At 31.2% G+C, this 22,023-nt stretch carries 19 protein-coding genes; 10 read left to right on the top strand and 9 right to left on the bottom strand.

Translation table 11 applies throughout. The annotated features are described in order from the left end of the window. Window positions 1-8 precede the first annotated feature (8 nt). Entirely contained in the window at window positions 9-1,919 is a 1,911-nt protein-coding gene (locus tag Q0958_RS14055; RefSeq protein ID WP_299124152.1) for a DUF3857 domain-containing protein, read from the top strand. Window positions 1,920-1,926: 7 nt separating this feature from the next. Next, on the top strand, window positions 1,927-3,900 hold the full coding sequence (locus Q0958_RS14050) for a DUF3857 domain-containing protein (RefSeq protein WP_299124150.1): 1,974 nt from the start codon (window positions 1,927-1,929) through the stop codon (window positions 3,898-3,900). A gap of 41 nt (window positions 3,901-3,941) precedes the next feature. Here the strand turns inward: Q0958_RS14050 and Q0958_RS14045 are convergent, their stop codons facing one another. After that, the gene (locus Q0958_RS14045; protein WP_150901070.1) at window positions 3,942-4,403 is read right to left on the bottom strand and encodes an Lrp/AsnC family transcriptional regulator; all 462 of its coding nucleotides are present in this window, start codon (window positions 4,401-4,403) and stop codon (window positions 3,942-3,944) included. Window positions 4,404-4,567: 164 nt separating this feature from the next. Here Q0958_RS14045 and Q0958_RS14040 point away from each other — a divergent pair, with 164 nt between their 5' ends. Continuing rightward, a complete protein-coding gene (locus Q0958_RS14040) occupies window positions 4,568-5,785 on the top strand; it encodes an aminotransferase class I/II-fold pyridoxal phosphate-dependent enzyme (protein WP_299124146.1) in 1,218 nt (405 codons plus the stop codon). Between the two features lie 61 nt (window positions 5,786-5,846). Here Q0958_RS14040 and Q0958_RS14035 read toward each other — a convergent pair whose 3' ends face one another. Beyond that, complete coding sequence (locus Q0958_RS14035; RefSeq protein WP_299124144.1) at window positions 5,847-6,869, bottom strand: metal-dependent hydrolase; 1,023 nt, start codon at window positions 6,867-6,869, stop codon at window positions 5,847-5,849. An 81-nt stretch (window positions 6,870-6,950) separates the two neighbouring features. Here Q0958_RS14035 and nhaC point away from each other — a divergent pair, with 81 nt between their 5' ends. Both nhaC and Q0958_RS14025 read left to right on the top strand, forming a co-directional pair. Continuing rightward, on the top strand, window positions 6,951-8,486 hold the full coding sequence (gene nhaC, locus Q0958_RS14030; protein WP_299124142.1) for a Na+/H+ antiporter NhaC: 1,536 nt from the start codon (window positions 6,951-6,953) through the stop codon (window positions 8,484-8,486). 34 nt (window positions 8,487-8,520) lie between these two features. Then, window positions 8,521-8,970, top strand: a complete 450-nt coding sequence (locus Q0958_RS14025) for a GNAT family N-acetyltransferase (protein ID WP_299124140.1) — start codon at window positions 8,521-8,523, stop codon at window positions 8,968-8,970. Here the strand turns inward: Q0958_RS14025 and Q0958_RS14020 are convergent. Further along, window positions 8,930-9,178, bottom strand: a complete 249-nt coding sequence (locus tag Q0958_RS14020; RefSeq protein WP_299124138.1) for a hypothetical protein — start codon at window positions 9,176-9,178, stop codon at window positions 8,930-8,932. The two genes, Q0958_RS14025 and Q0958_RS14020, sit on opposite strands and share 41 nt — an antisense overlap. A gap of 5 nt (window positions 9,179-9,183) precedes the next feature. After that, window positions 9,184-11,142, bottom strand: coding sequence for a putative porin (locus tag Q0958_RS14015; RefSeq protein ID WP_299124137.1), 1,959 nt, complete (start codon window positions 11,140-11,142; stop codon window positions 9,184-9,186). 70 nt (window positions 11,143-11,212) lie between these two features. Between Q0958_RS14015 and Q0958_RS14010 the strand changes: the two genes are divergently transcribed. Together Q0958_RS14010 and Q0958_RS14005 are read left to right on the top strand one after the other, a co-directional pair. After that, complete coding sequence (locus tag Q0958_RS14010) at window positions 11,213-11,812, top strand: ribonuclease HII (protein WP_299124135.1); 600 nt, start codon at window positions 11,213-11,215, stop codon at window positions 11,810-11,812. Window positions 11,813-11,845: 33 nt separating this feature from the next. Beyond that, window positions 11,846-12,901, top strand: coding sequence for a nucleoid-associated protein (locus Q0958_RS14005; RefSeq protein WP_150901078.1), 1,056 nt, complete (start codon window positions 11,846-11,848; stop codon window positions 12,899-12,901). Between the two features lie 76 nt (window positions 12,902-12,977). Here the strand turns inward: Q0958_RS14005 and Q0958_RS14000 are convergent, their stop codons facing one another. After that, on the bottom strand, window positions 12,978-13,979 hold the full coding sequence (locus Q0958_RS14000) for a hypothetical protein (RefSeq protein WP_299124132.1): 1,002 nt from the start codon (window positions 13,977-13,979) through the stop codon (window positions 12,978-12,980). Between the two features lie 116 nt (window positions 13,980-14,095). Continuing rightward, window positions 14,096-14,686, bottom strand: a complete 591-nt coding sequence (locus Q0958_RS13995; protein WP_299124130.1) for an alkylphosphonate utilization protein — start codon at window positions 14,684-14,686, stop codon at window positions 14,096-14,098. Between the two features lie 54 nt (window positions 14,687-14,740). Here Q0958_RS13995 and Q0958_RS13990 point away from each other — a divergent pair, with 54 nt between their 5' ends. Next, on the top strand, window positions 14,741-15,244 hold the full coding sequence (locus Q0958_RS13990) for a GNAT family N-acetyltransferase (RefSeq protein ID WP_299124128.1): 504 nt from the start codon (window positions 14,741-14,743) through the stop codon (window positions 15,242-15,244). A 371-nt stretch (window positions 15,245-15,615) separates the two neighbouring features. Here the strand turns inward: Q0958_RS13990 and rimM are convergent, their stop codons facing one another. The 3 genes from rimM to Q0958_RS13975 all read right to left on the bottom strand — a co-directional run bounded on the left by rimM (window position 15,616) and on the right by Q0958_RS13975 (window position 17,029). Then, window positions 15,616-16,146, bottom strand: a complete 531-nt coding sequence (gene rimM / locus Q0958_RS13985) for a ribosome maturation factor RimM (protein WP_299124371.1) — start codon at window positions 16,144-16,146, stop codon at window positions 15,616-15,618. 16 nt (window positions 16,147-16,162) lie between these two features. After that, window positions 16,163-16,663, bottom strand: a complete 501-nt coding sequence (locus Q0958_RS13980) for a 30S ribosomal protein S16 (protein WP_299124126.1) — start codon at window positions 16,661-16,663, stop codon at window positions 16,163-16,165. A gap of 174 nt (window positions 16,664-16,837) precedes the next feature. After that, entirely contained in the window at window positions 16,838-17,029 is a 192-nt protein-coding gene (locus tag Q0958_RS13975; protein ID WP_299124124.1) for a cold-shock protein, read from the bottom strand. A 244-nt stretch (window positions 17,030-17,273) separates the two neighbouring features. Here Q0958_RS13975 and dnaE point away from each other — a divergent pair, with 244 nt between their 5' ends. Both dnaE and Q0958_RS13965 read left to right on the top strand, forming a co-directional pair. Continuing rightward, a complete protein-coding gene (gene dnaE / locus Q0958_RS13970) occupies window positions 17,274-21,647 on the top strand; it encodes a DNA polymerase III subunit alpha (protein WP_299124122.1) in 4,374 nt (1,457 codons plus the stop codon). Further along, complete coding sequence (locus tag Q0958_RS13965; protein WP_299124120.1) at window positions 21,648-22,004, top strand: hypothetical protein; 357 nt, start codon at window positions 21,648-21,650, stop codon at window positions 22,002-22,004. Window positions 22,005-22,023 lie beyond the last annotated feature (19 nt).

Below are 22,023 nucleotides of genomic sequence, written 5' to 3'. Positions count from 1 at the left end.
ATAATTGCATGAAAAAAACAGGTTACGCTATCGTAATGATAGCGCTATTGCTATGTACTAACCTCCTCTCTCAGAACACACAACTCTCTTCCTTACTTATCCCTATTGAGTTAAAAGAAAATGCCAATGCTGTAATTAGACATAATGAAATTACAGTAAATGTTTTGGCTATTGATGAAATGGTAGTTAAAGAAAAAAGAACAGTTACCGTTCTTAATAAATATGGAAAAGCATATGTAAATGCCTATAAAAACTATAATGAAGACACTAAGATATCTAAGCTAACAGCGATTATTTATGATAACTTAGGAAATAAGATTAAGAAATACTCTAAAAATGACTTCCAAGATGTTAGTGCCATTGATGGAGGAACTTTATATTCTGATTCAAGAGTAAAGTTTTTAGAATACACACCCACATCTTATCCTTATACCGTAGTTTTTGAATCTGAATACAAAAACTCATCAACAGGTTTTATACCGAGATGGTTTCCTATTCAAAGTTATAATTTGGCTATTGAAAAGAACATTTATCAATTAAATAACCCTAAAAACATTCCTTTTAGGAAAAGAGAAAAAAATTTTGAAGGGTACCCTATTGAAAATACCTCAAGTGAGTTTAATTTAAAATATACGTTAACCAACCAAAAACCTATAAAGTACGAAAGGTATACCGTTAATTTTGACGATTTTTCACCTAACCTTTCCGTTTCATTCAACCAATTTAGTTTAAAGGGTATTACTGGTAAAGCTGAAAACTGGAAAGAATTTGGTAGCTGGATGTACAATAAATTAATAGTAGATAGAAATCAGTTATCACCAGCTACAATAGAAAAAGTAAAAAACTTAGTTAAAGGTGTAGACTCTCCTATTGAAAAAGCAAAAATCATTTATAACTATGTTCAAAACAAAACTAGATATATAAGTGTACAAGTAGATATTGGAGGCTGGGAACCAATTGCTGCAAATAAAGTTGATGAAGTAAGTTATGGAGATTGTAAAGGTTTAACAAACTATACAAAAGCTCTTTTAGATGTTGTAGGCGTTAAATCATACCATACAATTGTGTATGCTCAAAAATATAAAAATATAGATAAAGATTTCACAGCTCTTCAAGGAAATCATATGATATTAAATATCCCCAATGAAGGAAATGATATCTGGCTAGAATGTACGAGTCAAACAAATCCTTTTGGATTTTTAGGAGATTTTACTGATGATAGAGATGTTTTAGTAGTTACTCCTCAAGGTGGAATTATTAAAAGAACTCCTGCCTATATTAACGAAAACAATCTACAAACGATTAAGGCCAATATCAATTTATTAGATAATGGAAACATAAATGCTTCTGTAACAAGAAAATCTTATGGTACTCAGTATAGCGACAAATACAGTATTGAGAATTATCCTCATAAAAAACTAAAAAAGTACTACATTTCTAATGTATGGGATTATAACAACAATTTAGAAATTGAAAGTATAAAACATACAAATGATAAAGACAAAATTGAATTTACAGAAAAAGTAAATATTAAAATTGAAAAATTCGCAACCCTAAGAGATAGCAGTTATTTATTTAAACTTAACGTATTCAATAGAATTACTGGAGTACCAAAAAAATACAGAAAAAGACAAAGACCTTTAAACATAGAAAGAGGGTTTACCGATAAAGATGAATTTATATTTAAGATTCCTAAAGGCTATTCTATTACAAATTTACCCGACAATAAAAGTATTGACAATAAGTTTGGAACCTACAAACTAACATTAGAAAAAATTAATGAAACTTCTTTTAAATACATCAGAGAGTTTTCGCTTAAAAAAGGAGTTCATCCAAAAGAAGATTATAAAGCCTATAGAAAGTTTAGAAAAAAAGTTACTAAACTCGATAATTTAAGAACTGAATTACTAAAAAAATAAAAACACTATGAAAAAAACACTGTTTATCCTAACATTGATGTTATCGCTAACTACGGTAGCACAAAAAATAAAATTTGGGAAAGTCTCCAAAGAAGAATTAGAAGAAAAGTTTTATCCTTTAGATTCTACAGCTAACGCTTCCTATCTGTTAAAAAAAAGAAGGACATATTTTACATATGATCAAAGCAAAGGCTTTATGGTAATTACAGAATACCATGAGAGAATTAAAATATACAATAAAGAAGGTTTTAAATATGCTAATAAAAAAATAAGCTATTATAAACCTAAATCAGGTGAAAAAGAGGAAGTTTCCTCAATTAAAGCATATACTTTTGTAATTGAAAACGGTAAAACTGTAAAATACAAACTACAGAAAAAAGATATTTTTGATGAAAAAATAAATAAATATACAAGTCAAAAAAAGATTACACTACCCAATATAAAAGAAGGAGCAATCATAGATTTAAAATACACTTTAATATCTCCTAGATGGATAATTAAAACTTTAAATTTTCAATACAGCATCCCAGTTAAAGAACTAAGTTGTAAAATAGAAATTCCTGAGTATTTTATATTTAATAAAACATCAAAAGGTTACTACAATATTCCTCTAGTTAAATCATCAAAAAGAGATAAAATCGATTTTGGTTACAATAATATTTTAGATTACACTTCAGAAATTTACTCATTCAACAAAAAAAATGTCCCTAATATAAAAAGCAATGAACCTTTCTCTGGATACATAAATAACTACAGAGGAGGTGTAAAATTTGAACTTTCAGGAACAATATTCCCTAGATCTAAATATAAAAGTTACGCTATTACATGGAATGATGTATGTAAAACAATTTTTAAATCTTCTTATTTTGGTGGTGAATTAGAAAAAAGTAATTACTACAAAAAGGATTTAGAAAAAATCCTTAGCAATTCAAAAAATGAGTTAGAAAAAATTTCAAATATATACCTACATGTAAAATCAAAAGTAAACTGGAATAATTTTACAGGTAAATATACTGACTTAGGAGTTAAAGAAGCTTATAAAGAAGGAGTAGGTAATTCTGCAGAAATAAACCTTATGTTAACATCTATGCTACGTTTTGCTGGTATAAATGCAAATCCAGTTTTAGTCAGCACAAAAAGTAATGGAATACCTTTATATCCTACTCTTAATGGTTTTGACTATGTTATTACTAAAGTAAATTTATCGAACGGAAAATATATTTTATTAGATGCTACTGAAAACTACTCTTATCCAAACATACTTCCTTATAGAACATTAAACTGGTATGGTAGAGAAATTTTCAAAGACGGTTATTCTAGTCAAATTAATCTAGTACCATCTACCCCTACTAAAGAAAATAACATTTTATATGTTAAGATAGACGATACAGGAAGTATCGAAGGGATGTTTCGTAAATCTTTAACGGGACATGCAGCTATGTTTTATCGTCAAAAAAACAATTTAATAAAAGATGAAGATAGAATAACTAGTTTAGAAGAAAAATACAACATAGAAATTGATGAATTTAAAGTCCTAAATAAAAAAAACTTAGGTAAACCTATTTCACAATCTGTAAAATTCACTGGAGATAGTCATATTGAAGAAATTAACAATAAGTTATATTTTACTCCTTTATTCTTTTTAGCTATGACTGAGAATCCTTTTAAGTCTGAAGAAAGAAATTTCCCTGTTGATTATGGAATGCCTTGGCTAGATAATTTTACAACATCAATTACAATACCTGAAGGATATGTTGTTGAATCTTTCCCAAAAGAAACAGCTATAGGACTTCCTGAGAATTTAGGAGTATTTAAATACAAGGTTGTTGTACTTGGAAATAAAATAAAACTTTCATCGCTATTACAAATAAACACTAATATAATAGCTCCTCAACATTATAGTGCTTTAAGATCTTTTTATAAACAACTTATTGAAAAACAAACTGAAAAAATTGTGCTAGTTAAAAAAGCAAAGTCTTAAATTAAAAAAAAACGAACGATTAATTAATCGTTCGTTTTTTTTTATAATAATGATATTATATTAGAACTTTTAACTTCTCCAATAGTGAATGTACTATGAGTACTACCAATATGTTTTAACGCAGTAAGTTTATTCACCATAAACTCACGATATTCATCCATGTCCTTGACATAAATTTTTAAAATATAGTCATAGTCGCCACTTACATGAAAACACTCAGCTACTTCATCTAATTTATTAATTTCTCTTTCAAAAGCAGCAATATACTCCTTCGCATGTTTTTCTAATTTAATATGACAAAAAACTAAGAAAGACTTCCCTACTTTGTTTTTATTAATCAAAGCTACATATTGAGTAATTATCTCACTTCTTTCTAGCTTTTTTATACGTTCATATACTGCCGTTACCGATAATCCTAATTCTAATGAAAGCTGTTTAGTAGTTTGCTTACTATCTTTTTGAAGTAATTCTAAAAGCTTTTTATCAATTTGATCTAATTTCATCTGAAAAATTTACGTTTTTTAAACTTATCAATTTTAAAAAACCATTATAAAAACTAATTATTCAACAAAATAAAGAATAAAAAACTACAAACATCAATTTTAATTGATTATTAATCAAAAAAACAAGTCTTTTATAGTCCTATAAACAACTAAACATTTATACAATGGACTTTAAACCAGCAAACAATATTCAAGATTTACAATATTTTGGAGAATTTGGAGGAGTAAATCCTTCTATTTCTGATTCTTCAACCTATACTTTCATAAAGGCAAAAACAATGTTTGATACTTTTGAAGGAAATACTGATGGTTGCTACTTATATTCACGCCATACTTCTCCTTCTAACTTATATTTAGGTGAAGCTTTAGCAGCAATGGAAGGAACAGAAACTGCAAATGTGGCTGGTTCGGGTATGGGAGCTATAACAGCAACTATTTTACAAATTTGTGGAGCTGGAGATCATATTGTTTCTAGTAGAACTATATATGGTGGTACTTATGCTTTTTTAAAGAACTTTACACCTAGAATGAATATTGAAACATCTTTTGTTGATATTACAAAACTAGATGTAATAGAAGCTGCTATTAACAGCAATACAAAAATGATTTATTGCGAATCAGTAAGTAATCCTTTATTGGAAGTTGCAGATATTAAAGCTTTGGTTGCCTTGGCTAAAAAATACAATTTAAAACTTGTTGTTGATAATACTTTCTCTCCGTTATCTATTTCACCAGCGCAACTTGGAGCGGATATTGTTATTCATAGTTTAACTAAATTTATCAATGGTTCATCTGATACGATGGGAGGAGTTGTTTGCGCTAGTGCTGATTTTATAAACGCTCAAAAAAGTGTTATCGATGGTGCAAGCATGTTATTAGGCTCTTCTATGGATTCTTTGCGTTCGTCGTCAATATTAAAGAACATGAGAACGTTACATATTCGAATGAAACAGCATAGTAAAAATGCAGCTTTTTTAGCTGAAAAATTCGAAGCTCTTGGTATCAAAACAGTATATCCTGGTTTAAAATCACACCCATCTCATGAAGTTTACAAATCAATGATGAATAATGAATATGGATTTGGAGGAATGTTAACTATTGATGCTGGTTCTTTAGACAAAGCCAATGCTTTAATGGAGTTAATGCAAGAAAAAAACTTAGGATATTTAGCAGTAAGTTTAGGGTTTTATAAAACTTTATTTTCAGCTCCAGGAACGTCAACTTCTTCAGAAATCCCAGAAGAAGAACAAGTTGAAATGGGGCTAACTGATGGCTTAATTCGTTTTTCTATTGGATTAGATAATGATATTGAGCGTACTTTTGAAATGATGAAAGACTGCATGTTAGAAATAGGTGTTTTAAAAGAAGAAGCTTTAGCATAAGACTTAACTAAATTCTAAAAAAAATAGCAAACAGAATGGTTTAGAATCTGTTTGCTATTTTTTATTTACCATAAAAACGCTTGGTAAATTCTTTTAAATCATCTTTTGACGGTGGTTTACCAGAGAACGGCACCATATCCCATCTATTATTCTCTTTCATCAATTCAAATCTAAACATAGATGTTTCTGCATTATTGGGATTCAACAAAGGATATCTTAAATCTAAATATTGAATATTTTTAGATGAATCCATAGGCACTAAATTATAATAACCATTACTAAACCAGGTTAAGACTTTAATATCTTTATGATTCACATCTAATAAATCTCGATTTTTAGGAATTGTCAAAATCGTATCTAATTCCGATTTTTTATCAAACAAAGAATAAAATCCAACTTTATAATCGTTTTCAGTTTCAGCAATTCCATACCACAAAACATTATTCATAATAGTAGGCTGAGTGGAAAATCTACTATAAGAAATATCGGCTTTATCAAACGATTTTTTAAATACAGAATCCATATAAATCTTATTTCCAATAGTAAACAACATATAGACTGAACTTATATAAATTCCAGCTTTAACCCAAACTCTTCTTCTTGTTCGTGTTCTATTATAAAACATAGCCACAATTAAACACAATAAAAAAGGAAGCGTATACAAAGGGTCTACAACAGAAATGTTATTAAATGCAACTCTATAATCGGAAAAAGGTAAAAATAACTGAGTACCGTAAGGTGTAAAACTATCTAATAAAGGATGCGTAAAAATGGATAGAAAATATAACCAAATCCAGTTTTTTAAGGTAGTAGTTCCTTCACGTTTTCCTTTATCATATAGTTTAAAAGTTATCCATCCAAATAGAAAAGAACCAAAAATGGCAAATAAAATCGAATGCATAAATCCGCGATGAAAAGCCATTGCATCTATTTCATTTCCATACAACCACCCACCAATAAACACATCTAAATCTGGTATTGTACCACCTATTGCACCGAACAACAATGCTTTATTCCCTATCTTTTTTCCTAGTGCTATTTCTCCACAAGCAGCACCTAAAACAATTTGAGTTAATGAATCCATAGATAACAAATGTACTAAACTGATTCTACTTGTATAATTCTTTACAAAATCGTAACATTACAAACCGAAAAAAACCACACAATGCAAGACGATAAAAACTTATCCGAAATCGATATCGAAGGTCAAAAAATTATAGCTAATAAAGAACTGAGTATTTGGGAAGCGTTAATTCCTGTAATAGCATTAATAGGAATGCTCGCTTACAATGTTTTTGTTTTTGGTGATAATGCTTTAAGTGGAAGTAATCAATTCATTTTAATACTTGGAGGTGCAACAGCTGCTATTGTTGGATTTAGAAACAAAGTTTCATACAAAGTTATGATTGATGAAGTTGCAGAAAACATTAAATCTACAGCTGGTGCTATTTTAATACTACTTATGGTAGGAGCATTAGCAGGAACTTGGCTTATTAGTGGAATAATTCCTTCAATGATTTATTATGGATTACAAATTTTAAATCCTACAATATTCTTAGCCGCTTGTTTAATTATTTGTGCAGTAATTTCAATAGCTACAGGTAGTTCTTGGACAACTGCTGCAACCGTAGGTATTGCCTTAATTGGTATTGGTGAGGCCTTAGGAATTTCATTAGGAATGACTGCTGGTGCTGTTTTATCTGGTGCTTATTTTGGTGATAAGATGTCTCCAATGTCTGATACCACAAATTTAGCTCCTGCAATGGCTGGTACGGATTTATTTACTCATATCAAGTACATGGCTTATACTACTGTACCAACTATTATTGTTACATTAATCTTCTTTATCATTTTAGGGTTTACACAAAATACTACAGGAACTGCAGATACTCAACAAATGTTAAATGACATAAATAAGGCTTTTAATATTAACCCATTTTTATTTTTAGTACCAATAGCAGTTGTTATTTTAATTATGAAAAAAACACCGCCTTTAATTGCTTTATTAGCTGGAACGGTATTAGGAGGTATTTTTGCATTAATTTTTCAACCAGAAGTTGTAAAAGAAGTTGCTGCAACCTATTTAGCAAGTTTAGATGATAAATTAACTACAAGCGAGGTTTTAAAATCCTTAAAATACGATTTCAAAACCATGTATATAGGTGTAATACAAGCAATAACAGTTAAAACTTCAATAGCTACTGAAAATGCTGTTTTGGCTGATTTATTTACTGCTGGAGGTATGGTAAAAATGTTAGGAACCATATGGTTAATTCTTTGTGCCATGATTTTTGGTGGTATTATGGATGCTATTGGTGCCTTAGCTAAAATTAGTAGTTTCTTATTAAATTTATTTGATTCTGTTTTCGGATTATTCGCTAGTACGGTAGCAACCTGTATTGGTTTAAACTTTACCGCTTCAGATCAATACTTAGCTTTAGTAGTACCAGGTAAAATGTATGCAAAAGCTTATCAAGACAAAGGACTAGCTCCAGAAAACTTAAGTAGAACGCTTGAAGATTCTGGAACAGTAACCTCCGTTTTAATTCCATGGAACACGTGTGGAGCGTATCATTCAGGAGTATTGGGAGTTCCTGTTATAGACTACGCTTTTTACGCCATGTTTAACTGGTTAAGTCCGTTTATGACATTATTATTTGCTGCGTTTAGAATAAAGATTAGAGAAATAATCAAAAAATAATACCAAGCCTCACTAATGTGGGGCTTCTTTTTTTATGATACAAAAGGCAAACATTAAAGATGCTCAATTATTAACTAGCATCGCACTAACCTCAAAAGCATACTGGGGCTATAATGAGGAACTTATTAATAGTTGGAAAGACGATTTAACCGTTACTTCAAAAATGATTAAGGAAATGATGGTTTATAAATTTATCTCTAGTCAAAAAACTATTGGGTTTTATATTTTAAATCAACCTCAGAACAATACTATAGAATTGGAATTTCTTTTCATACACCCAGATGTTATTGGTCAAAAAATCGGCAAACAATTACTAACTCATGCTATTGAGAAAGCTAAGAGTTTAAATATTCAAACAATGACATTATTAGCCGATCCTAACGCACAGCCTTTTTATGAAAGTCAAGGTTTTATCTCAACTGGTAGAAAAGAAAGTTCTATTCCTAATCGTTTTTTACCAATAATGAAGTTAAATTTAAAATAACTGACACTAATAAAAGAACCCAAGGACTTCCATGCAATAAAACATCAAACCAATCTTGAAATTGCATTGCATGCTCACCGGAAAACGCATTACCGCCTGCAATCCATTTTAATTTACCAACAATATGCGGAGGTTTAAAAGGCGCCAAACCTAAAGTTAAACTAGCAATTAAAAATAGTTTCCAATTATTCTTTAACTTTTGCTTCATCCTTTTTATATAAACCAGTTCCAAACAACTCCAAAACGTATTACAAAATCTCTATACGGATAATTAGGTGCTGATAAATAATCTTTCTTTAAGAAAAAAGAACTTATGTTATCTGCTTTAAAATAGATACGAGTTCTACGCACTCTTCCATTAAAAAATAAATCTACCGTTGGATAACCAATCTCTGTAGTATTCTGTAAAGTAAACTCGGCCAATAATGGATTATATGCGTTTGCTTTATATTTTGAAAAATAGTTAAAAGTTGCTCCTATTTGTACTAATAAAGGATTTCCTTTAAACCAGTGATCTGAATAATACAATGTATTTCTTGTTACAAATTCAGGGACTCTAAAAACATCGCTTCCACTTGCTACCTTTTGGTACATAACAGTATTGTCTAAGGCAAACTTACCAAACTTAAACTCTTTAGATGCTTTCGCTTTCAAATAATTTACACTTCCTGAAAATTGTTTTGGCAAGTTATTTTCATCAAAATATGTATAATTATCAATATTAGTAATATCTACAGAAGCGTTTCCCCATTTGGACTCTATAACTCCACCCAATGTTCGTGTTCCAATTGATGCAAAATTATTTTCCCAATTATAAGCATCATAATTACTTTGATGTAATAAAAAATTAAAATTAGGCAACTTATTACTAATTCCAAGTTTAGCTTTTATAGTAAATAAGCTGTCCTTTTTATACAAAGCTTCAGCTTTTAAATTATTCCCTGACAATCTACCACTACCAGGTGTTATGTTCGCAGAAGCGTTTATATAAAAGTTTTTTATTTTTCCATTCCAATCTGCACCAAACGAAACAGCATCACCTTTTAGCCTATTTTTAGTCATCCCTACTAAATTATTCTGCAAATTCTCGTAGCCATAACTATAGGTAGTATAATTCGTTTTAACCCTAAACCTACCTAATACATATTTAGAATTAAAATCTAAAAACACTTGGTTATCATAAAGCAAAAAATTTGTTTTATTATTAACCGCCCCAGTGACTCCTGCATTACCAAAAAACGATGTGACTCCTGCTTGAGTAAATCTATAAAACTTTGATTCTCTTGTAAAAGAATGTCCTATTTTTAAGTTTGAAAAATCTTTTTTGCTTAAACTGTCCTTGGAAGATAACAGCTTGTAAGTTTGCTCAAAATATAATCGTTTACCTTCTAAAGTATTTTCAGCATTATCCAAATTAACATCCAACCTCCCTCTATTCGTGCTAAAGTTTGGATCATCATTTAAAAAAGAAGCCAAAGAACTAGCAGTCAATCCTCCACTTTCTTGATTAAAAAAATCTTGATTAACTATTTGACCTCTTATAGCGTATTGATCCTTTGGACTTTCATACCTAAAACTCAATCTAAAATTACCTGAACTTGCCAACGACCTTCTATAAGCCCCCAACGAACGTAATCCTTTATAAGCAATTCCAACATTAAATCGTTTAGACAAATTAGCTGTAAATAAAGCATCTAAAACCTGACCTTGTTCCAAACCTGTTCTGTACATGATTTCAGTAGTAGGCGTTGGAACATGATAATAGTTTACATCTTCTATCTTAAAATAATTAAACTGTTTCGCTCTAAAACCTATATCAGGAAACCTAGAAATATTATCAAAATCATAAGCTAAATTATTAAATGTTTGCCCTTGATTGTGAAACTCTAGCAGTTCAAAATTATCTTTCCTTAAAAAGTTAAACTTATAATATTTTTTTATTGTTAAAGTAGTATCTACAATCGTAGTATCATTTTTTGATGATATAATTTTATAATCTGTATACTTCGTTTTTCCACTAAGTTTTACTTTAATTTCATTATTTGATAACGAATCTACTTCTTGACTACCTCTACCTATTCCTCCCCCAAAACCATCATTTATGGGCCTAACCTGAGAAAAAACTGTTTGAATACTTATCAAACAAAAAAATACTAAAAAATTTTTCTTCATGACTACAAAAGTAAAATAATTAAACGACAAAAATTGTGAATAATTTCTTTGAAAACTGTTAATTTGTAGCATGTTGAAATTAAATTATAGTGGAGTTAGTCTTGAAGCAGGAACAGACGAAGCAGGAAGAGGTTGTTTATCGGGTCCTGTTGTAGCTGCAGCCGTTATTTTACCTGAAAATTTTCAACATGAACTCTTAAATGATTCCAAACAACTTTCAGAAAAGAAACGACAAGAACTTCGTCCTTATATAGAAGAACACGCCTTAGCTTATGCGGTATCTTTTATTCATCATGAAGAAGTAGATGAATTAAATGTATTGCAAGCTTCTATTACTGGTATGCATAGATCGCTTGAGCAACTTTCTACTCAACCTGAATTCATTATAGTTGATGGAAATAAATTTAAACCCTACAAAGAAGTACCACATCAAACTATTGTAAAAGGGGATGCTAAATTTATGAGTATTGCAGCGGCTTCGGTTTTAGCTAAAACATATAGAGATGAATTCATGGAAAAAATTCATCAAGAATACCCACAATACAATTGGAAAAAAAACAAAGGATATCCAACCAAAGAGCATAGAAATGCCATTAGAGAACATGGAGCTACCCCATATCATCGTAAATCATTCAAATTGTTACCCGAACAACTTAAATTAAAACTTTAGTTTTTCTATTTTTGTCTTCCAATTTTTTAGAAGATGATAAAAAGAACACGTGCAGAAATTAACAAATGTATTATTCATAAAGTTGCTAATAAGTACAATAGCGGACAAAATGCTTTATCAGAAAGTTTAGTTCGATTTGATGAAGAAAGTTATGAGTTATTAATGCCTTTTTTATTAAAGAACTTTGGAAATGTTACGCAAAGTTATCGTTTTAGTCATCATGCTGATGTTCGATTAAACGAATTGAATAAATATTCTTCTGATATTTTTGAAGACGATAGTAATGAAGTATTTATAGAAAACTCTAAAAATATTGTAAATCACTTATACGAACAATCTAATTCTGCCAATATTAAAACAGGTGATGTAATTGTTGCCTATTTTGAAGGTATTGAATACAAAGATGTTTTAACAGAAGCTGTTGGTATTTTTAAAATTGAAAGTAAAGTAGATTTTTTCCAGACTTATTTAGATGATGAAAGCTTTGATGTTGTAGTTCAAAAAGGAATTTCTACTAAAAAACTTGATAAAGGTTGTTTAATTTTAAACTCTTCTGATACGGAAGGAACCGTTGTTTTATCAGTCGACAACAATAATTACGATGCTCAATATTGGATTAAGAATTTCTTAAGTGTAAAATATGCTGATGACCGTAATTTACACACTCAAAACTATTTAGAGATGTGTAAAGAGTTTTCTGAAGAGGTTATAAAACCAGAATTTGGAAAACAAGAGCAAAGTAATTTCTTAGCGAATACTGTTGATTATTTTAAAGAACACGAAAGTGTAGATTACCACGGTTTTAAAGATGAAATTTTTGAAGAAGACAAGCATAAAGACATGTTTGAAGACTACAAAAAACATTTTGAAAAACTAAATGATGTATTAATACGTAATAATTTTGATGTATCAGATGCAGTATTAAAAAAGGAAAAAAGTAAATTTAAAACAGAAATAAAACTAGACACTAACATTCAAATTAAAATTGATGTTGATGCTCCTGATGCTTCTTCAGAATATTTAGAACAAGGATATGATGAAGACAAAAAAATGAAATTTTATAAAGTATACTACAATACTGAGAAATAAACATCTTTCTCAACAAAAACAAAAAGGTCAAAACATTTAAGTTTTGACCTTTTTATATTTTGCAACTAACAAAATTCTATTTAGCTGTATTTTGCTTTTTGTTTTCTATTAATTTTTCAACTAAAGCTTCTAATCTCTTAATATTCTTAGCCTGTTCTTTTAATTGTTTCTCTTGCTGAATTGTATATAAAGTTAACTCTTCAATTTTTTGTAATAATTTAGAGTCCATTTCCCCTAAATAGAATCCATTTTTTAGCACTTCAGCTTCACTCGGAATATCTTTTAAATGTCCTTTTTCTTTAATATGTTTTTCTACTTCTTTTAATGTAGGTAATTCATACTCGTTTTCAAATACAAAATCTGACCAACCAGTAGCTTCTACTTTAATTTCCCTTGCCCCTATAGAACCTTCAACAGCTAACCTATGCTTTCCTGTTTCTATTGTTCCTATTCCTACGTTTCCATTTTGTTTTATTCTCATTCTTTCATTTCGTGTACCTGCACCAGTAGAAAAACTAATTCCATCAAAACCATTAATACTTAAACCATCAGCACTAGAACCATTATGGTTATATGCTAAAATTGACAAATTATACTTATTTGACTGACTAAAACCTTCTCTAAAGAAAATACCAGACTCATTTCCTTTTTCAAATGCATCTATTAAAAGGTTTCCTTCTATATGTAATTTTTCAGTTGGTGTTGTTTTTCCTATACCAACATTACCTTTCTCATTAATTCTCACACTCTCCTTTAAGGCTGATGTATTTGTTTCTTTTGTCCAAAAGGTAAGATATCCTGTATTGGTTCCACCAGCTCTTGGCATGCCTATCCTTGAAACTTCAGTGGTACCTTGCTTAGCTACCACTCTTCCTACATCAACATTTTGAGCATCATTTCTTGAGCTTCTTAGTGAAATAATTCCTGGTTTTGTTACTGAATTATATACTTCAAATTTTTCACTAGGATTCGTAGTACCAACTCCAACATTCCCATTTTCCTCTTTAATTTCAGATGTTTGAGCAGTACTATTAATTGCAATGCAAAGCATAGCAATTGTAAAAATTGTCTTTCTCATAATAATTTATAAATTTATTTAATACGTTTTTGGTGAGATTATAGCAATTTATTTTCTCAGCTTTTTCAATTTATTGTAATACAAAGATAAAAAGAATAGGTGTAATAAAATTAAACCTATTCTTTTTCAGTCATTTTTTTCACGTAATCTGTTACAATTACAATTTGGGTAGCCCCTACTTTACCTTCAATATATTTAGCATTTTCGCGATCTAGAGAAATTCTACGTACAGCCGTTCCTTGTTTAGCAACCATGCTAGATCCTTTCACTTTTAAATCTTTAATTAACACTACAGAATCTCCTGCTTGTAAAATAGCGCCATTAGCATCTCTATGAATTATCTTTTCACTCTCATCTAAATGATCTCCACTTTCTTTAGCAAAACGTAAATCATCATCCTCTAAATACAACATATCTAATAAATCCTGTGGCCATCCTTCATTACGAAGTCTAGAAAGCATTCTCCAAGCAACAATTTTTACTGCTCTAAATTCACTCCACATAGAATCATTTAAACAACGCCAATGGTTTGCTTCTGTTTTTTCAACATCATTTATTTGCTCAATACAAGTCGCACACGCTAATAAACTTCCGTCTACACCACCGGTAGATACTGGAGGCACTTCATAAATTGATAAATTATCTTTTGCAGCACATAATTCGCATTGCTTTCCACTTCTTTCTTCTAACTCCTGTAATAAACTCATTTTATACTCTAAATTAAGGTGTGTAAAAGTACATTTTTATTTTATCTTTATCAGATGCATTTAGAAAGTAAAAGACTTATTATTCGCGAAGCTAAAGTAAGCGATGCCCCTTTTTATTTTGAGCTTTTTAATGATCCTGACTGGATTCAATTTATTAGCGATAAAAACTTAAAAACAGTTGAGGAAACTGAAGTCTATTTAAAAGGCATTCTCTTTAAAAATTCAAAACTAGATGGTTTAGGTTTCTTTACCGTAATTTCAAAAAGTACTAACGAACCCATTGGTACTTCTACTGCTTTACAGCGAGAAAAGTTAGAATTTATTGATATTGGCTATGCCTTTTTACCTAAAGCCAGAGGAAAAGGATACGCTACGGAAGCAACTCAACTATTTATGGAGTATGTTAAAAATAAATTTCAGCAAGAAAAAGTATACGCTTTTACAATGCCTCATAATAAAGCTTCACAAAAATTATTGAAACGATTAGGTTTTAAATACGTTGGATTAAAACAAATATTCGATAATTGTGAAGACCAAGTATTTGAATATGTTTTTTAAAAATATACTATTTTTTAACTATTAGTTTTTTTTATTTCTTTAAAAAAATACTCATCTTTGCCAAAGATTTTTTCCCCATAAAAAGATAACCTTTCTAAAACCTTACTTAAATGAAAATCAATTTATCAAGAAAAAAATCTATCAAATCTAGCAAAAAGAAGTTAAAAAAATTTCTTGTTCTACCTTTATTCCATAGTGGTTCTATGTTTTGGCTAGAAAGAGTGATTATCAAGAAAAACTTCAACGGCATGTCATATCAAATTACCGATGTACAAAGATTAAAAAACATTTAATCTTATAAATTCAAAAATTCCCCTTTTTTTGTCTTATTAAAAAGTCCCCTTTTTTTATAAAACTACATTCAAGAAATTTTACTCTAAATACAAATCAATTAACCCTTCTGGGGTAGCAACTTCAACAATTTTATTTTCTTTATCTACCTTTTTGATAAACTCATCAATCATAGGGATAAAAATTTCATCACCATTAGCACCTTCGATTTCAAACAAAGGCTGAGCAGAAGAATCGTTAATACTAACAATACTCCCTACCTCTCCATGAGAAACATCTATTACTTTAAAACCAATTACTTCGTGATAATAAAATTTATTACCAGAAAGTTTAGGCAGTAAATCTAATGGTAAATATATATCAGAACGCATAATAGCGTCTGCATCTTGCTCAGAATCTACGTCTTCAAATTTGACGCGAAACATAGTACTCTTACTTAAAGAAGATTTTTCAATAAAAAAAGGAACCAGATTATTGCCTAAATCGACAAAAACTGATTCCAAATTTCTATAAAGATCGGGTTCGTCTGTATCAAGTTTGATTACAACTTCTCCCTTAAAACTATGTTTTTTAACGATTTTGCCAAGATAAAAGCAATCCTTTTTTTGCAGCATCGTCTATACAGTTTTATTCTTCGCTATCAGCACCACCTTCAGTAGCAGCATCTTCACTATCTACAACAGGAGCTTTAGCAGCAATACGAGCTTCGTTTACAGCTTTTTCAGCTTCTAATGCTTTTGCCTTAGCATCAGCTTGAGCTTTTACTAAACCATCAGTTTTTCCAGCTACTTTTCCAGCTTTTTCCTCTAACCAAGCGTTGAATTTAGCTTCAGCTTGCTCTTCAGTTAAAGCACCTTTACGTACTCCACCAGCTAAGTGATTCTTTAATAAAGCACCTTTATAAGATAAAATTGCTCTAGCAGTATCAGTTGGTTGAGCACCATTTTGTAACCACTTTACAGCACCATCAACATCTAAATCAATAGTTGCAGGGTTAGTGTTTGGATTGTAAGTTCCGATTTTTTCTAAGAAACGTCCGTCTCTTTTAGCTCTTGAATCAGCAGCTACTACCCAATAAAATGGTTTTCCTTTTTTACCGTGTCTTTGTAATCTAATTTTTACAGGCATAATTTTAATTTTTAAGGTACGCGACCTTGATTATTAATAAATCTTACCATCTCGTGATAAGTGGGCGCAAAAATATGACTTTTTTTTCATTAAAAAGAAAAAAACAAATATTATTACAACAAAAAAGAGCTTGAAAAACAAGCTCTTAAGAAAAAATAAGTTTCGGAGACATTTTTATAGCACTCTTACGCTAACTGCGTTTAATCCTTTTCTTCCTTCTTTAAGTTCAAACTCTACAGTATCACCTTCTCTAATCTCATCGATTAATCCTGATACATGTACAAAATGTTCTGTGTTTGATCCTGTTTCTGTAATAAATCCAAAACCTTTAGATTCATTGAAGAACTTTACTGTTCCTTCTTTCATTGTAAAAAAATATTATATTAAATAATAAAGATACCTTTATTAATTGATTATCAAACACTTTTTACTGTCTATTTTAAAAACTTAACACCTACATAACATTAAAAATAAGCATCATACAGTATTTCAACATTTTATCAATTATTAAATTCTATCGTTAATAACTTCTACCGGCTACACCATAAATTCTTCGTATTTTTACACACTGTTTTTTTATAAAGAACACTTCATTAAATTAAGCTGATAGATGTATTTAATTTTCGATACGGAAACTACTGGATTACCTAAGAGTTGGAATGCTCCAATAACCGATACCGATAACTGGCCTAGAGCCATACAAATCGCATGGCAATTACATGACGAATTAGGGAATGTAATAGAGCATAACGATTTCCTTATACAACCTGAAGGATTCAACATTCCTTATGATGCAGAGCGTATTCACGGTATTTCTACCGATTTAGCTCTTGAGCAAGGAATTTCTTTAGATGAAGGTTTAAGATTATTTAATGAAGCACTAGGTAAAACAAAATTTGTTGTAGGTCAAAATGTTGGGTTCGATGTTAACATTATGGGATGTGAGTTTCATCGTTTAGGCGTTGAAAACAACTTAACAGAACTTCCTGTTTTAGATACCTGTACCGAACATACAGCACAACTTTGTCAAATTCCTGGTGGACGTGGTGGTAAGTTTAAATTACCAACACTTACCGAGTTACACAATCATTTATTCGGAACTGGATTTGGAGAAGCGCACAACGCAACTGCCGATGTGGAAGCAACTACGCGTTGTTTCTTAGAATTAATACGTTTACGTCAGTATACAGAAGAACAATTAGATGTTCCTGCTGATTATTTCCAACGTTACTCAGAAGCTAACCCAATGCCAATTCAGGTTATTGGTTTAAAACACTTAAACCTTAAAAAGGAAAGTGAAAAAATACGTAAACGTAAAGAAGCTGAAAGTGGCGAAGTAGCTACTGTTTCTACTTCTGAAGGTTTAGCAGCACTTAAAGATGTACAGTTTGCACACTTACACAACCATACTCAATATTCGGTATTACAATCAACTATACAGATTGGAAATATTGTAAAAGCAGCTGGAGAAGATAACATGTCTGCCGTAGCGATGACCGATACTGGTAATATGATGGCAGCTTTCCATTTTGTACAAGCAGTCTTTGGACATAACAAAGCGGTAGAAGCAGCCAATCAAGAAGCTATTGAAAAAGGAGAAGAGCCTACTCAAAAACCATTAAAACCTATTGTAGGTTGTGAGTTTTTTGTCTGTTCAGACCATACAAACAAAAGTCAAAAAGACAACGGATACCAAGTAGTTTTATTAGCTAAAAACAAAAAAGGATATCACAACATTGCAAAGATGTCTTCTATCGCCTTTGTTGATGGATTCTACTATGTACCTCGTATCGACAAAGAAGTTATCAAACAATACAAAGAAGATGTTATTGTTTTAACAGGTAACCTTTATGGTGAAGTACCTAGTAAAATATTAAATGTAGGAGAAACACAAGCTGAAGAAGCTTTACTTTGGTGGAAAGAACAATTTGGAGATGATTTATATATAGAGTTAATGCGTCATGGACAGGAAGATGAAAAAGTAGTTAACAAAACACTTTTGGAGTTTTCTAAAAAACATGATGTAAAAATAGTTGCGTCTAACAACACCTTTTATTTAGGTAGAGAAGACGCCAATGCACACGATATTTTATTATGTGTAAAAGACGGTGAAAAACAAGCAACTCCAAAAGGTAGAGGAAGAGGATATCGTTACGGATTACCAAACGATGAATACTACTTCAAGTCTACGGAAGAAATGAAAACTTTGTTTGCTGATCTTCCTGATGCTATTATCAACATTCAAGAAATTGTAGATAAAGTAGAACCTTTTACCTTAGCCAGAGACGTATTATTACCTGCCTTTGATATTCCTGAAGAATTTACAGATGCTAAAGACAATGAAGATGGAGGAAAACGAGGTGAGAACAACTTTTTACGTCACCTAACTTACGAAGGAGCCAAAAAACGTTATGGTGAAATTACTGAACTCATACGAGAACGTTTAGACTTTGAGTTAGAAGTAATTGAAAAAACAGGATATCCTGGTTACTTCCTTATTGTAGAGGATTTTATTAGAGAAGCTAGAAACATAGGAGTTTCCGTAGGGCCTGGTCGTGGTTCGGCAGCAGGATCGGTGGTAGCTTACTGTTTATGGATTACCAATATTGACCCTATTAAATACGACTTACTTTTTGAGCGTTTCTTAAATCCTGAGCGTGTATCCATGCCCGATATCGATATCGATTTTGATGATGAAGGAAGAAGCCGTGTAATGGATTATGTAATTGATAAGTACGGTGCCAATCAGGTAGCACAAATTATTACGTACGGTACCATGGCTGCAAAGTCTTCTATACGTGATACTGCTCGTGTACTAGACTTACCATTATTTGAAGCCGATAGAATTGCCAAGTTAATCCCGGGAATGAAGCTTAAAAAAATCTTCTCTCTTGACGAGAAAGGATTGAAAGAAAAACTTCGTTCTGAGGAAATTGAAATGGTTAACGAGTTAAAATCTATTGCCAATGGTAATGGATTAGAGGCTGAAACCATTAATAAAGCAAGAATTCTAGAAGGTTCTGTTCGTAATACGGGAATTCATGCCTGTGGGGTAATTATTACTCCAGATGATATTACCAAGTTCGTACCTGTATCGTTGGCTAAAGATTCCGACATGTACGTTACGCAGTTTGACAACTCGGTTGTGGAAAGTGCGGGACTACTAAAAATGGATTTCTTGGGGTTAAAAACATTAACCCTTATTAAAGACACTGTAAAAATTGTAAAAGCACGTCATGGTGTGGAACTCGATCCAGAGAATTTCCCTATTGATGACGAAGAGACATATGCATTATTCCAACGAGGAGAAACGGTAGGGATATTCCAATACGAATCTCCTGGGATGCAAAAATACATGCGAGAACTAAAACCAACAGTTTTTGCAGATTTAATTGCCATGAACGCCCTGTATCGTCCAGGACCGTTAGAATATATTCCTTCGTTTATTCGAAGAAAACATGGTGATGAAGAAATTACTTACGATTTACCAGCACTAGAAGAATACTTAGCTGAAACCTATGGTATTACTGTATATCAGGAGCAAGTAATGCTACTTTCTCAGAAGTTAGCAGACTTTACCAAAGGTGAAGCCGATGTACTTCGTAAGGCAATGGGTAAAAAACAAATTGCAGTACTAGCGAAAATGAAGCCTAAGTTTGTAGAACAAGCAATGGCGAATGGACATGACGAAAAGGCCTTAGAAAAGATTTGGAAAGACTGGGAAGCATTTGCATCCTATGCCTTCAACAAGTCGCACTCTACTTGTTATGCTTGGATTGCTTACCAAACCGCCTACTTAAAAGCACATTATCCTGCCGAATATATGGCTGCGGTATTATCGAATAACATGAACGATATTAAAACCGTATCCTTCTTTATGGAAGAATGTAAACGTATGGGACTTGAAGTATTAGGGCCAGACGTAAATGAATCCTTTTCTAAATTCTCTGTAAACAAAGAAGGCGCTGTTCGTTTTGGAATGGCTGCGATTAAAGGTGTGGGAGCATCTGCCGTAAAAGCTATTATTGATGAACGTACAGAAAACGGAAACTTTACTTCTGTATTCGATGTAGCGAAACGTGTAGATTTACGTGTAGCTAACAAAAAAGCTTTTGAAGGTTTAATTTTAGCAGGTGGATTTGATTCTTTCACTCAAACCCATAGAGCACAGTATTTTGTAGAAGACGAAAAGAGCCAGAAGTTTATAGAAAAAGCCTTGCGTTTTGGTAATAAATATCAAGAGAATTTAAATTCATCGCAAGTGTCTTTATTTGGGGAAGCATCTGATGTAGATTTACCTGAACCTATTATCCCTGAATGTGATACTTGGGGAACCATGGAGCTATTGGCTAGAGAAAAAGAAGTAGTAGGAATGTATATTTCTGCTCACCCGCTTGATGATTTTAAAAACGAAATGAAGTTTTGTAACGCATCACTTTCACACTTTAAAGACATTGCCAGATATGAAGGTATGGGACTCTCTTTTGCAGGAATTGTAACCGATGTTCAGCATCGAGTTTCTAAAGCTGGTAAAGGATGGGCTGCTTTTACTATGGAAGATTATAATGATAGTTTCGAGTTTAGAATTTTTGGTGAAGATTATCTAAAATTCAAACACTTCTTAGTTCCGAATTCTTTCTTATACGTAAAATCAACCATTAAACCTGGTTGGGTAAACAAAGAAGGTGTAAAAGGTGACCCTAGAGTTGGCTTTAATGAATTCTTATTACTGCACGACATTATGGATAAAATGTGTAAAAAGGTAACTATTAAAATGCCTTTGCACGAAGTAAAAGAAGAGAAAATTAAAGACTTACAACATCTATTCGCCATCAACAGAGGTTCGCAAAGTTTGCACTTTACCATTTGGGATGCCGAAGAAAAAATTGAACTGAATTTGCCTAGTAGAACCACGAAGATTAAAATTTCTAGTGAGTTCCTCAAAACACTAGACGAACAGCACATTAATTACAAGTTGAATTAAATGCTTCAAGAGTATCAAAATAGTATAGCCTTATTAACCAACGTGGTTGATAAGGCTTTATATATACAATTGGTACAGCAACTAAATAAAGATTTTGAACTCGTTAGTTTAGATATTGTTTTCAACACCCAAAACAGTCCTGTTGAGTTAAAAAACGATCTTCAAGAAACTGTAAAAGACTTACTCTTGAATAATACCGATGGATATTACAACCTACTCTATCGTATTGATATTTCGGAAACTACTTTAAAAAGCATCAATACCTCAACTATTGAAGACTATTCAGAAGCTGTTACTTTTTTAATTTTAAAAAGGATTTGGCAAAAGGTATATTATAAAAATAAGTTTTCTGGCTAACTACTGAAAGAAAAATATC

The sequence above is a fragment of the uncultured Tenacibaculum sp. genome, assembly GCF_947499065.1.
Taxonomy (GTDB): Bacteria; Bacteroidota; Bacteroidia; order Flavobacteriales; family Flavobacteriaceae; genus Polaribacter.
The sequence above is the reverse complement of the archived record's forward strand: the minus strand, read 5'-3'. Positions and strand labels throughout refer to the sequence as shown.

Coding starts and splice junctions, on each gene's coding strand:
- Q0958_RS14020 (WP_299124138.1), bottom strand. CDS start 9,178: ATGAAGCAAAAGTTAAAGAATAATTGGAAACTATTTTTAATTGCTAGT.
- Q0958_RS13975 (WP_299124124.1), bottom strand. CDS start 17,029: ATGAAAGAAGGAACAGTAAAGTTCTTCAATGAATCTAAAGGTTTTGGA.
- Q0958_RS14000 (WP_299124132.1), bottom strand. CDS start 13,979: ATGAGAAAGACAATTTTTACAATTGCTATGCTTTGCATTGCAATTAAT.
- Q0958_RS14055 (WP_299124152.1), top strand. CDS start 9: ATGAAAAAAACAGGTTACGCTATCGTAATGATAGCGCTATTGCTATGT.
- nhaC (WP_299124142.1), top strand. CDS start 6,951: ATGCAAGACGATAAAAACTTATCCGAAATCGATATCGAAGGTCAAAAA.
- Q0958_RS14010 (WP_299124135.1), top strand. CDS start 11,213: ATGTTGAAATTAAATTATAGTGGAGTTAGTCTTGAAGCAGGAACAGAC.
- Q0958_RS13980 (WP_299124126.1), bottom strand. CDS start 16,663: ATGCCTGTAAAAATTAGATTACAAAGACACGGTAAAAAAGGAAAACCA.
- Q0958_RS13965 (WP_299124120.1), top strand. CDS start 21,648: ATGCTTCAAGAGTATCAAAATAGTATAGCCTTATTAACCAACGTGGTT.
- Q0958_RS14040 (WP_299124146.1), top strand. CDS start 4,568: ATGGACTTTAAACCAGCAAACAATATTCAAGATTTACAATATTTTGGA.
- Q0958_RS14035 (WP_299124144.1), bottom strand. CDS start 6,869: ATGGATTCATTAACTCAAATTGTTTTAGGTGCTGCTTGTGGAGAAATA.
- Q0958_RS14050 (WP_299124150.1), top strand. CDS start 1,927: ATGAAAAAAACACTGTTTATCCTAACATTGATGTTATCGCTAACTACG.
- Q0958_RS13990 (WP_299124128.1), top strand. CDS start 14,741: ATGCATTTAGAAAGTAAAAGACTTATTATTCGCGAAGCTAAAGTAAGC.
- Q0958_RS13995 (WP_299124130.1), bottom strand. CDS start 14,686: ATGAGTTTATTACAGGAGTTAGAAGAAAGAAGTGGAAAGCAATGCGAA.
- dnaE (WP_299124122.1), top strand. CDS start 17,274: ATGTATTTAATTTTCGATACGGAAACTACTGGATTACCTAAGAGTTGG.
- Q0958_RS14025 (WP_299124140.1), top strand. CDS start 8,521: ATGATACAAAAGGCAAACATTAAAGATGCTCAATTATTAACTAGCATC.
- Q0958_RS14005 (WP_150901078.1), top strand. CDS start 11,846: ATGATAAAAAGAACACGTGCAGAAATTAACAAATGTATTATTCATAAA.
- Q0958_RS14015 (WP_299124137.1), bottom strand. CDS start 11,142: ATGAAGAAAAATTTTTTAGTATTTTTTTGTTTGATAAGTATTCAAACA.
- Q0958_RS14045 (WP_150901070.1), bottom strand. CDS start 4,403: ATGAAATTAGATCAAATTGATAAAAAGCTTTTAGAATTACTTCAAAAA.